Below are 10,676 nucleotides of genomic sequence, written 5' to 3'. Positions count from 1 at the left end.
GAGCAGGTTGGTGACGAACAGCGGGATGACCTTCTCGGGGAACTGGTACGGCCCGTAATTGTTGGAGCAGCGGGTGACCACCACGTCCATGCCGTGGGTGCGGTGGTAGGCCAGCGCCAGCAGGTCCGAGCCGGCCTTCGACGCCGAGTACGGCGAGTTGGGGGTCAGCGGCCAGTCCTCGGTCCACGAGCCGGCGTCGATCGAGCCGTACACCTCGTCGGTGGAGACGTGCACGAACCGCCCGACGTGGTGGCGCAGCGCGGCGTCGAGCAGCGCCTGGGTGCCCAGCACGTTGGTGCTGACGAACGGCGCGGCGCCGGCGATCGAGCGGTCGACGTGGGACTCGGCGGCGAAGTGCACGATCACGTCATGCCCGGCAACCACCTCGTCGACCACGTCGGCGTGGCGGATATCACCGTTGACGAAGCGTAGTCGCGGGTCGTCGGCCACCGGCGCGAGGTTGGCCAGGTTGCCGGAGTAGGTGAGGGCGTCGAGCACGGTCACTCGGGCGGGTTCGAGCGCGGGTACGCCCTCGCAGTTGCCGCCGGGCACGCCGAGCAGCATGCGGACGTACTCCGAACCGATGAAACCGGCGCCGCCGGTGACCAGGATCCTCACGGGTCCGGAAGTCTACGCGAATCGGCCACAAGCGCAGCCGAAGCGGCGCATGGCCGGTGGCCGCGCGTCCCGGTAGGCTCCCCGGGTGCGTGGAATCCTGCTCGCCGGTGGCACCGGAAGCCGGCTGTGGCCGATCACCCGGGCGGTGTCGAAACAGCTGATGCCGGTCTTCGACAAACCGATGATCTATTACCCGCTGTCCACCCTGATGATGGCCGAGGTGCGCGAGATCCTGGTGATCACCACCCCGGAGGATCAGGGCCAGTTCCAGCGGCTGCTCGGCGACGGCAGCCAGTTCGGGCTGCGGCTGGAGTACCTCACCCAGGCCCGCCCGGAGGGCATCGCCCAGGCGTTCGTGCTCGGCGCGGACTTCATCGGTGACGAGGCGGTGGCGCTGATCCTGGGTGACAACATCTTCCATGGGGTGGGCCTGGGCCGGCAGCTCGCCGCGGGCGACCCGGTGGGTGGGCGGATCTTCGCGTATCCGGTGGCCAACCCGCAGGCGTACGGCGTGGTGCACTTCGACGCCGACGGCCGGGTGCTGTCGATCGAGGAGAAGCCGGAGCGGCCGAAGTCCCGGTACGCGGTGCCGGGGCTCTACTTCTACGACAACCGGGTGGTGGAGATCGCCCGTGGGCTGACCCCCAGCGCCCGGGGCGAGCTGGAGATCACCGCGGTCAACGAGGCGTACCGGCGGTGCGGTGAGCTGTCGGTGACCGTCCTGGACCGGGGCACCGCCTGGCTGGACACCGGCACCTTCTCCTCGCTGATGCAGGCCGCCGAGTTCGTCCGGGTGATCGAGGAGCGGCAGGGCATGAAGATCGGCTGCGTCGAGGAGGTGGCCTGGCGGGCCGGGCTGATCGACGACGACCAGCTGCGGGCGCTGGCCGAGCCGTTGACCAAGAGCGGCTACGGCGACTACCTCCTGGAGTTGCTCGACGCGGGGCGCGCCGGGTCGACCGGGGAGTACCCCAGCCAGCCAGCCACCCAGCCGGAGGTGGTTCAGTGAAGATTCGGCCGCTGGACATCGAGGGCGCCTGGGAGATCACCCCGCAGCAGCACGGCGACCCGCGCGGGCTGTTCATGGAGTGGTACCGCTTCGACCGGCTCGCCGAGGCGGTCGGGCATCCGCTGCGGCTGGGGCAGGGCAACCTGTCCGTGTCGGCCCGGGACGTGGTGCGGGGTATCCACTACGCCGACGTGCCGCCGGGGCAGGCGAAGTACGTCACCTGCGTGCGGGGCGCGGTGCTCGACGTGGTGGTCGACCTGCGGGTCGGCTCGCCCACCTTCGGCCAATGGGAGGGCGTACGCCTGGACGAGGTGGACCGGCGGGCGGTCTACCTGGCGGAGGGGCTCGGCCACGGCTTCTGCTCGCTGACCGACGACGCCGTCCTGACGTACCTCTGCTCGACCACGTACAACCCGGGGGCCGAGCACGGGGTGCATCCGCTGGACGAGGAACTGGGCATCGCGTGGCCGGCCGGTACGCCGCAGCTCTCCGCCCGGGACGCCGCCGCGCCGACGCTGGCGGAGATGCGGGCGGCGGGCCTGCTGCCCGAGTACGCCACCTGCCGGGAGTTCACGGCGAGTCTGGGCGACGCGCCGTATCCCGGTGGCGGGTGACCCGGGTACCACTGCGTGTGCCGCGCTCAGGTGCGGCGACAGTGACGAACGGGGCCTCCGTACGGCTAATGTCTCATCATGGAACGGCGAATCTTCGGTCTGGAGACCGAGTACGGCGTCACCTGTACCTACCGTGGGCAGCGGCGGCTGTCCCCTGACGAGGTAGCCCGGTACCTCTTCCGCCGAGTGGTGTCCTGGGGCCGGTCGAGCAACGTCTTCCTGCGCAACGGCGCACGGCTCTACCTGGACGTCGGCTCGCATCCCGAGTACGCCACCCCGGAGTGCGACTCGGTGGTCGACCTGGTCGCCCACGACCGGGCCGGCGAGCGGATCCTGGAGGGGCTGCTCATCGACGCGGAGAAGCGGCTGCACGACGAGGGCATCGCCGGCGAGATCTACCTGTTCAAGAACAACACCGACTCGGCCGGCAACTCCTACGGCTGCCACGAGAACTACCTGGTCTCCCGGCACGGGGAGTTCGGCCGGCTGGCCGACGTGCTGATTCCGTTCCTGGTCACTCGGCAGCTGATCTGTGGCGCGGGCAAGGTGCTGCAGACCCCGCGTGGCGCGGTCTACTGCCTCTCCCAGCGGGCCGAGCACATCTGGGAGGGCGTCTCCTCGGCGACCACCCGTAGCCGCCCGATCATCAATACCCGCGACGAGCCGCACGCCGACGCCGAGCGGTACCGCCGGCTGCACGTCATCGTCGGCGATTCGAACATGAACGAGGTCACCACGCTGCTGAAGGTCGGCACCGCCGACATCGTGCTGCGGCTGATCGAGGCCGGGGTGGTGATGCGCGACCTCACCCTGGAGAACCCGATCCGGGCCATCCGGGAGGTGTCGCACGACATCACCGGCCGGCGCAAGGTGCGGCTGGCCTCGGGCAAGGAGATCAGCGCGCTGGAGATCCAGCAGGAATACCTGGCCAAGGCGACCGATTTCGTGGAGCGCCGGGGCGGCGACCAGACCGCCAAGCGGGTGGTCGAGCTGTGGGGCCGGGTGTTGCGGGCGGTGGAGACCGGCGACCTGGAGCCGGTCTCCCGGGAGATCGACTGGGTGACCAAGCTGCGGCTGATCGAGCGCTACCAGCGCAAGCACGACCTGCCGCTGTCGCACCCCCGGGTGGCGCAGATGGACCTCGCCTACCACGACCTGCGCCGGGGCCGGGGGCTCTACGCGCTGCTGGAGCGGCGGGGCGAGGTGGACCGAGTGTCCACCGACCCGGAGATCTTCGAGGCCAAGGAGACGCCGCCGCAGACCACCCGGGCCCGGCTGCGCGGCGAGTTCATCCGGCACGCCCAGGAGAAGCGGCGCGACTTCACCGTCGACTGGGTGCACCTGAAGCTCAACGACCAGGCGCAGCGCACCGTGCTGTGCAAGGACCCGTTCCGGGCGTACGACGAGCGGGTGGAGCGACTGATCGCCAGCATGTGAGCCGTAGCTCCCGGCCCGCCTTCGCCCGGCGGGCCGGGTAGGCTGGCCGGGCCATGATTCCTCAACCACCCCACCGGCCCGGCCAGGGCACCGAGCGGCAGGGCTGGCTCGAACGCCGCCGCGACAAGATCCGTGCCGAGATCGAACGCAACCGGCGCGGCGAGTACACCGTCCCGACCTGGGTGCTGGCGTTGGCCCTCGCGCTGATCGTCGGCGCCTGGGTCACTTTGATCATTCTTGCCTGAGGTGTAAGAAGGGCCCCCTGTTAACGCCTGGGTGGCTCGCTCGGTGGCCGCCCTATCCGGCGTCCGGAACGTGATCCCGAACCAGGCGCAGCATCTCGCTGACCGAGCCGGCCGGATCGCTTACGGGGAACTGGACGGCGCGCACCGTCGCGGCCGGGTCGAGCAGCAGCGTGGCCCGCTTGAGCCGGTCAGCGCCAGCGGCTCGGAAGGTGGGCAGCAGCAGCGCCGCGGCGAGCCGGCCGTCGGCGTCGGAGAGCAGCGGGAACGGCAGATCGGCGTGCGCGGCGAAGGCAGCCAGCTGGTCCGGACGCTGAGTGCTGACCCCGTGGATCCGCGCACCTGCGGCGGCGAAATCGGCGGCCCGTGCGGCATAGGTGCTGGACTCAAGCGTGCAGCCGGGGGCGCCGGGGATGTCCGCCCAGTACGGCGGGAGGCCCTGTACGCCGGGTACGAACGCGCCGGGGAAGCAGTAGAGCACCGTCCAGGTATCCGTGTCAGCGGGCGGAATTGGTACGCCGTCGTGGCGTACCAGCGTCAGCTCGGGGAGTCGGCGTCCGACGAGCGCGTGCACCCGGCGGGCCTCCGCCGATCCGGCCGCCGCCGTGGCGGTGAGCGACCCGTCGCCGAGCACGTGCCGGTCGCCCCACTCCTGCAGCGCGATCAGCACCGGCAGCAGACCTTCGCCCTTGGCCGTGAGCAGGTAGTCGTAGCGCGGCGGGCGATCCGTGTACCGCTGGCGGTGCAGCACGCCGTGCTCGATGAGGGCGGCGAGGCGCTCGGTCAGGGCGCGGCGGCTCATCCCGAGCCCACGTTGCAGGCCGTCGAAGCGAGTCACGCCGCTGGCGATGTCGCGGATGAGTAGGAAGGTCCACCAGTCGGTCAGCACGCCGAGGGATTGCGCGATGCCGCAGTCCGCATCGGCGAGGTCGACTCTTCTCACACCCACCATTATAGTCAGTTCCATTATGGAACTTACTGTGTTTGGGCGCTGGTGGGTCGCCAGCACGACCAGTCACCTCGGCTCGGCGGTCGGCGGGGTGGCCCTGCCGCTTACCGCGCTGACCGTGCTGGACGCGTCGGCCTTCGAGATGGGTCTGATCACGGCGGCCGGCTATCTCGCGTACCTGTTGATCAGCCTGCCGGCGGGGGTGGTAGTGCAGCGCGTGCCGCTGCGCGGCATGCAGGTCGCCCTGGATCTGATCCGGGCCCTCGCCATCGCGTCTGTTCCCCTGGCCTGGTGGTTCGACGCCCTGACGGTGGCCCAGCTGGTCGCGGTCGCCTTGGTCGTGAGCTTCGCCAACGTGCTGTTCGACGTGGCGAACCAGACCTTCCTGCCGGAGATCGTGCCGGCCGCGCAGTTGCAGGCGCGCAACAGCCTCAACTCCGGCACACATGCCGTCACCCAGCTGGGCGGGCCGTCTCTGGGCGGACTCGCGGTGCAGCTGCTGGGTGCGGTGCCGACCCTGTTCATGAACGTCGTCAGCTATCTGATCTCCGCCGTGCTGCTGCGCACCCTCCCGGCCCGGCAGGTGCAGCGATCGGCCGAGCGGCCACCGATGGTCACGATGATCCGCGAGGGCTGGCACTTCGTGCTCCGACACCCGATCATCGGGCCGGCCATGTGGGACGCCACCGCGACGAACTTCGTCTGCGGCGCGATGCTGGCCCTCTTCCCGTACTACCTGGTGCGTGAGCTGCACGCGTCGCCGCTCATGGTCGGGCTGCTGCTCGCCGCCGACGGCCTCGGCACGCTCATCGGCGCAGCGCTGACAACCCGGTTCACCGATTGGGTCGGCACCGCACGCGGCCTGATCATCGCGGCCTTCGTCGGCGTAGCCGGCGCGCTCATCATCCCGCTGGGCACAGGCACCGCCGCCTACCTCGCCTTCGCCGCCGGTAACCTCATCTTCGCCGGCTCCACGGTGGTGCTCAGCGTGACCACCCGCACTTACCGGATGCTCGCCAGCCCGCCAGACCTCCTGTCGCGGGTGATCGCCACGGTCAAGTTCGTCTCCTGGGGTGCCATCCCGCTCGGCGGTCTGCTAGCCGGCGTCCTGGCCGGGTCGATCGGTGCCCGCACCACTCTGCTGATCTTCGGGGCGCTCACCGTGCTGTCCCCGATCATCTATCTGTCGACCCCGATCCGCCGGCTGCGCGACCTGCCGCTCGACGCCGCCCCGAAACCCGCCGAAGCCCGGGTGTGAACATCGCAACAGAGCGAGCGGGCCGCCGCAGCGACCAGCTCGTTCCTACGACTGGACTCAGAACGAGTTGCGCGCGCAGTTGCCGTTCGCGACTGAAGGCGGTCGATGCGGCTGCGTGAACCCATAATCCACCCATCAAACGGCCAAACAGGTAAAACTGATGGAAAGGTTGTCGCAACCGACCGTAGGGGGCGTGGGCCAACTGCGACGAGGTACGGCTAGCCACCTGAGGTAGAGCAGGGACCCTTCTTAACGTTCGGCCCCCGACATGACCGAGGCGAGGCGGGCGGCGTGCCGGCCGGCCGCGGCGGCGGCCAGGAAGTAGGCGTGGTCGGCGTCCAGTCCGCGTCCCATCGTCGACAGCGTCACCGGGCTGCGGCGTAGCGCCGCGTCCAACCCCGTGGTGTCCACCCGGACCACGGTGTGCCGCCCGGCCAGCGGGGCCAGCGCGGCGTCGACGTCGGCGGCCAACGCCGGCTCCAGGCCGTCGGGCACCACCAGCTCCGCGCGGGCCAGCGCCACCCGGCCGTACGCGGTGAGGCTGTGGTGCGACACACCACGGTGCCGGGGGCGTGGGTCGGCGGCGGAGATCCGCAGCGAGCCGACCGGCCGACCACCCAGCGCGGCGACGGCGTTGACCGCCTCGCCGACGGCCACCCCGGAGAAGCCCCAGCGGGTGCCGGTGCCGAGGTTGCCGGGCCCTTGCGCCACCACGGCCACGTCGGCGCCGAGCACGTGCCGGGCGGCGAGCAGGCCGCTGTGCAGCGTGGACGCCTCCAGGTCACCGCCGAACGCCTGCCCGACGCTGATCGTGCCGGCCAACTCGTCGCGCAGGCCAGCCAGGGTGCGGGAGAACCACGCGGGCAACGCCCCACCGTCGGTGAGCAGGTACACCACCCGCGCGTGCGGCGCGTCGGCGCGGATCCCGGCCAGGATCGCCGGCAGCGCCGAGTGCAGGTCGGCGGTCACCACGGGAAGGCCCGCCAGGTCGTCGGCGTCGGCCAGCACCGCGTGGTGCGGCGACGCCTCCTCGTCGACGCCGAGCAGGATCGGCTGCAACGGGGTGTAGCGGGCCTTGACCAGGTGGCCGGCGTCGCGGGTGTCGAGGACCTGCGCCGGGTCCGGCGGCAACCGGTCCGGCAGCGCCACGACCAGGGCGTAGCCGCCGGTGCCCAGCCCCATCAGCAGCGCCCCCGCATTGAGCAGCACCCGATCCCCCGGCTCGGGGTCGCCGACCAGCCCCGGATAGGCCAGCGCCCGCATGGTGCCGCCGCCGTCCAACTCGACGTCCAGCTCCACCGCCCCGGCCCACCGCCGCCGCAGCCCCGCCACCGTCCCCGCCCGCCATCGCACCATGCCCGGCACGCTAACCCCCCACCACGCCCCCCGCACACCTCCCGCCGATCTTGCACTTTTTGTCGCGGCAAAAGCTGTCAAAGGGGGCGTTCGGGCGACCGAAACTGCAAGATCGGCGGGGTTGGATGGCGGCACGGGTCGGCACGCCCGCGCGGGTGCGTGCGGGGGGACCGTTGGCTGCTAGCGTCTACGGGGTGTCGCGTAGCCGCACCGAACGCCTGGTCAACCTGGTGATCTGCCTGCTGTCTACGCGGCGGTTCCTGACCGCCGCGCAGATCGCCGCGACCGTGCCCGGTTACGAGCACGATCCGGACGACGCCCGCGAGCATGAGGCGTTCCAGCGCAAGTTCGAACGGGACAAGGCCGAGCTGCGGGAGCTGGGCGTACCGCTGGAGACCGGGACGGCGAGCGCCTTCGATGCGGAGCCCGGGTACCGGATCGCCCGCCGGGAGTATGCCCTTCCCGACATTCCCCTCAAGCCGGACGAGGCCGCGGCCGTGGGCATCGCCGCGCGGCTGTGGCAGCACGCCGGCCTGGCCGCCGCCGCGTCGTCCGGGCTGGCGAAGCTACGTGCCGCCGGGGTGGACGTGGACCCGCAGGCCACCCTCGGGCTGGAGCCGATGGTCACCGTCGACCCGGCGTTCGCCCCGCTGACCGCCGCCGCCCGGGACCGGCGCGAGGTCCGCTTCGACTACCGCGTGCCGGACCAGGACGCGCCCACCCGTCGCCGGCTGCAACCGTGGGGCGTGGTCTGCTGGCGCGGCCGGTGGTACGTGGTCGGCCACGACCTGGACCGCGACGCCACCCGCTGCTTCCGGCTGTCGCGCGTGGTCGGCCCGGTCCGGGCCACCGGCGCGGCGGGCGGCTACCAGCCGCCGGTCGGGGTCGACCTGATCAGCCACGTGGCCCGTTGGTCCGGCCCGACCGAGCGGGCCGGCCGGGCGACCGTGCTGGTCACTCCTGGGCGGGCTGCCGGGCTGCGACGCTGGGCCGTGGAGGTCACCGCCGGGCCGGCGGCCGACCGGCTGGTCCTGCCCTACGCCGAAGCCGACTCCCTCGCCGGGCACCTGGTCGGCTACGGCCCCGACGTGCGGGTGCTCGACCCGCCCGAGGTACGCGAGGCGGTCATCCAGCGACTCAAGGAGATCGCCACCCGGCACGACGCACTGGCGGTGACCCGATGACCTCGGCTGCGCGGGCCGGCTCGCGTACCTCCGCCGACCGGCTGGCCCGGCTGCTCAACCTGGTGCCCTACCTGCTCGCCCGACCCGGCATCGAGATCGCCGAGGCGGCCGGCGACCTGGGCGTCACCGAGCGGCAGTTGCGCGAGGATCTGGAGCTGCTGTGGGTGTGCGGGCTGCCCGGGTACGGCCCGGGTGACCTGATCGACATGGCCTTCGACGGCGACCGGGTGACCATCACCTACGACGCCGGCATCGACCGGCCGTTGCGGCTCACGCCGGACGAGGCTCTCGCCCTGGTGGTGGCGCTGCGGATGCTGGCCGAGACGCCCGGGGTGGCCAACCGGGAGGCCGTCGAGCGGGCCCTCGCGAAGATCGAGGACGCGGCCGGTGACCTGGTGGCCGCCCCGGTGGAGGTGCGGCTGCCCGGCGACACCGGTCGGGTGGAGCAGCTGCGGGCCGCGGTCGAGCGCGGGCGCGCGCTGCGCATCACCTACTACACGGTGGCCCGGGACGAGACCACCGAGCGCGTGGTCGACCCGCTGCGGGTGCTGATGGTCGGCGGCCGGACGTACGTCGAGGCGTGGTGCCGGCGGGCCGAGGCGGTGCGGCTGTTCCGGGCCGACCGGATCGACGCGGTCGCCGAGTTGGACGAGCCGGCCGTGGTGCCGCCGCAGGCCCGCCCGCACGACCTGAGCGAGGGGGTGTTCCGGCCGTCGCCGGACCTGCCGCTGATCACGCTGCGGATCGGTCGGGGCGAGCGCTGGATCACCGAGTACTACCCGTGTGAGCGGGTCGAGGCCGACGGCGAGCGGTGGGTGGTCTCGTTGCGGGTCACCGACCTCGGCTGGGCCCGCCGATTCGTGCTCGGTCTGGGCCCGGAGGTCACCGTGCTCGCCCCGGCCGAGCTGGCCGGGCAGGTTCGGGACACGGCGGTGGCGGCCCTGGACGCGTACGCGACGCCGGTGCCGCCCGGCGCGGACCCGGCGGCGGCGGTGGACAGGCAGTAGGCTGGCGGCCGTGCTGAAGTGGATCGTGCTCGCGCTGGTGCTGGTCCCGCTGGTCGTGCTCGCCCTGGCCGTACGCCCGGTGCTGGCGCGGCTGCCTGGGCTGCGCCGGGCGGCGCTGAAGCTCAAGCTGCGGGCCGACGAGGCGGCCTCGCTGCGCGAGGCGGCCGAGAGCCTCCAGCAGCGGGCCGAGGGCCTGCAGGGCCAGCTGGAGACGACCGAGCAGCGGCTCGCCCTGATCAGGTCCCGGCGCGGCGGCTGAGCGCGCCCACCGCAGCGGCGGCCATGGCGCGCGATGTGTGGTCCGTGCTGCGGTGCGAATCCGGTTCCGGGCGTGAAGCGGCCTTTTTCCGGGCATGATGATCCACTTGCCTGGTTGACGAGACAGTCGCAGTTGGCCGAGACTTCACCAGCCGGGACGAACCACCACCGCCCGGTGGGTGGCAATGGCCCTCGACGCACGTACGATGGGCTGCGGTACACCCCTCATCGACACAGAGCGACTGGAGCTTCCCATGGGTGCCCTCAAGCCCTGGCACATCGCCGTACTCGTGGTCGTGCTGATCCTGCTCTTCGGCGCGAAGCGGCTCCCCGACGCGGCGCGTTCCCTGGGCCGTTCGCTGCGGATCATCAAGGCGGAGACCAAGAGCCTGGCCGACGACGACCGCGACCTCGCCGAGAAGGCCGACGCGCAGGCCGGCTACCAGCCGCTCACCCCGCAGCCTCCGCAGCAGGCGCAGCAGCAGCCGTACCAGGGCACGGTGCAGCAGCCGGTCGTCGACCCGGTGCAGCGCGTCCGCGACAACTGATCAGCGGGGCCGATCACCGTGGCCTTCGGACTCCGCAAGCGCGGTCCGAGCAACTTCGAGCGGGCCGCCGACGGCTCGATGACCCTCGTCGAGCACGTACGCGAGCTGCGTAACCGGCTGTTCAAGGCGTCGCTGGCCATCCTGGTCGGCTTCGGGTTCGGCCTCTGGCTCGCCAGGCCGGTCCTCGACCTGCTGT

General features: G+C 71.8%; 12 protein-coding genes and 1 pseudogene. 10 read left to right on the top strand and 3 right to left on the bottom strand.

Annotated features, from left to right (window positions below):
- Positions 1-618: GDP-mannose 4,6-dehydratase (locus tag AB0M52_RS23290; protein ID WP_363957277.1), on the bottom strand; the 618-nt coding region annotated here is incomplete at its 3' end.
- 85 nt (positions 619-703) lie between these two features.
- Here AB0M52_RS23290 and rfbA point away from each other — a divergent pair.
- From rfbA to AB0M52_RS23270, 4 genes are all read left to right on the top strand, one after another.
- Positions 704-1,627 carry a glucose-1-phosphate thymidylyltransferase RfbA gene (rfbA, locus tag AB0M52_RS23285; RefSeq protein ID WP_363957274.1) on the top strand — a complete coding sequence of 308 codons (924 nt, stop codon included), beginning with the start codon at positions 704-706 and terminating at the stop codon, positions 1,625-1,627.
- Positions 1,624-2,241, top strand: coding sequence for a dTDP-4-dehydrorhamnose 3,5-epimerase family protein (locus AB0M52_RS23280; RefSeq protein ID WP_363957271.1), 618 nt, complete (start codon positions 1,624-1,626; stop codon positions 2,239-2,241). Before rfbA ends, AB0M52_RS23280 begins: the two co-directional genes overlap by 4 nt.
- Before the next feature lie 78 nt (positions 2,242-2,319).
- Positions 2,320-3,678 (top strand): Pup--protein ligase, encoded by a 1,359-nt coding sequence (gene pafA, locus AB0M52_RS23275; RefSeq protein ID WP_363957268.1) that lies wholly within the window; start codon positions 2,320-2,322, stop codon positions 3,676-3,678.
- A 53-nt stretch (positions 3,679-3,731) separates the two neighbouring features.
- A complete protein-coding gene (locus AB0M52_RS23270; protein ID WP_111218650.1) occupies positions 3,732-3,923 on the top strand; it encodes a hypothetical protein in 192 nt (63 codons plus the stop codon).
- A 52-nt stretch (positions 3,924-3,975) separates the two neighbouring features.
- Here the strand turns inward: AB0M52_RS23270 and AB0M52_RS23265 are convergent, their stop codons facing one another.
- A complete protein-coding gene (locus tag AB0M52_RS23265; RefSeq protein WP_363957264.1) occupies positions 3,976-4,863 on the bottom strand; it encodes a winged helix-turn-helix transcriptional regulator in 888 nt (295 codons plus the stop codon).
- Positions 4,864-4,888: 25 nt separating this feature from the next.
- Here AB0M52_RS23265 and AB0M52_RS23260 point away from each other — a divergent pair, with 25 nt between their 5' ends.
- The gene (locus AB0M52_RS23260) at positions 4,889-6,127 is read left to right on the top strand and encodes an MFS transporter (RefSeq protein ID WP_363957261.1); all 1,239 of its coding nucleotides are present in this window, start codon (positions 4,889-4,891) and stop codon (positions 6,125-6,127) included.
- Positions 6,128-6,376: 249 nt separating this feature from the next.
- Here the strand turns inward: AB0M52_RS23260 and AB0M52_RS23255 are convergent, their stop codons facing one another.
- Positions 6,377-7,483 carry a DUF3866 family protein gene (locus AB0M52_RS23255; RefSeq protein ID WP_363957258.1) on the bottom strand — a complete coding sequence of 369 codons (1,107 nt, stop codon included), beginning with the start codon at positions 7,481-7,483 and terminating at the stop codon, positions 6,377-6,379.
- 194 nt (positions 7,484-7,677) lie between these two features.
- On the opposite strand from AB0M52_RS23255, the gene AB0M52_RS23250 reads away from it, so the two are divergent.
- The 5 genes and pseudogenes from AB0M52_RS23250 to AB0M52_RS23230 all read left to right on the top strand — a co-directional run.
- The gene (locus AB0M52_RS23250) at positions 7,678-8,667 is read left to right on the top strand and encodes a WYL domain-containing protein (RefSeq protein WP_363957255.1); all 990 of its coding nucleotides are present in this window, start codon (positions 7,678-7,680) and stop codon (positions 8,665-8,667) included.
- Complete coding sequence (locus tag AB0M52_RS23245) at positions 8,664-9,674, top strand: YafY family protein (protein WP_363957252.1); 1,011 nt, start codon at positions 8,664-8,666, stop codon at positions 9,672-9,674. Before AB0M52_RS23250 ends, AB0M52_RS23245 begins: the two co-directional genes overlap by 4 nt.
- 10 nt (positions 9,675-9,684) lie before the next feature.
- Positions 9,685-9,933 carry a hypothetical protein gene (locus AB0M52_RS23240; RefSeq protein ID WP_363957249.1) on the top strand — a complete coding sequence of 83 codons (249 nt, stop codon included), beginning with the start codon at positions 9,685-9,687 and terminating at the stop codon, positions 9,931-9,933.
- A gap of 253 nt (positions 9,934-10,186) precedes the next feature.
- Positions 10,187-10,480, top strand: coding sequence for a Sec-independent protein translocase subunit TatA (gene tatA / locus AB0M52_RS23235; protein ID WP_111219376.1), 294 nt, complete (start codon positions 10,187-10,189; stop codon positions 10,478-10,480).
- An 18-nt stretch (positions 10,481-10,498) separates the two neighbouring features.
- Positions 10,499-10,676 (top strand): annotated as a pseudogene (locus tag AB0M52_RS23230) (twin-arginine translocase subunit TatC); the annotation flags it as partial.

Origin of the sequence: Micromonospora sp. NPDC051296 (assembly GCF_040682255.1) — a bacterium.
GTDB lineage: Bacteria > Actinomycetota > Actinomycetes > Mycobacteriales > Micromonosporaceae > Micromonospora > Micromonospora craterilacus.
The sequence above is the reverse complement of the archived record's forward strand: the minus strand, read 5'-3'. Positions and strand labels throughout refer to the sequence as shown.

Coding starts and splice junctions, on each gene's coding strand:
- pafA (WP_363957268.1), top strand. CDS start 2,320: ATGGAACGGCGAATCTTCGGTCTGGAGACCGAGTACGGCGTCACCTGT.
- AB0M52_RS23270 (WP_111218650.1), top strand. CDS start 3,732: ATGATTCCTCAACCACCCCACCGGCCCGGCCAGGGCACCGAGCGGCAG.
- AB0M52_RS23260 (WP_363957261.1), top strand. CDS start 4,889: ATGGAACTTACTGTGTTTGGGCGCTGGTGGGTCGCCAGCACGACCAGT.
- AB0M52_RS23255 (WP_363957258.1), bottom strand. CDS start 7,483: ATGGTGCGATGGCGGGCGGGGACGGTGGCGGGGCTGCGGCGGCGGTGG.
- AB0M52_RS23245 (WP_363957252.1), top strand. CDS start 8,664: ATGACCTCGGCTGCGCGGGCCGGCTCGCGTACCTCCGCCGACCGGCTG.
- tatA (WP_111219376.1), top strand. CDS start 10,187: ATGGGTGCCCTCAAGCCCTGGCACATCGCCGTACTCGTGGTCGTGCTG.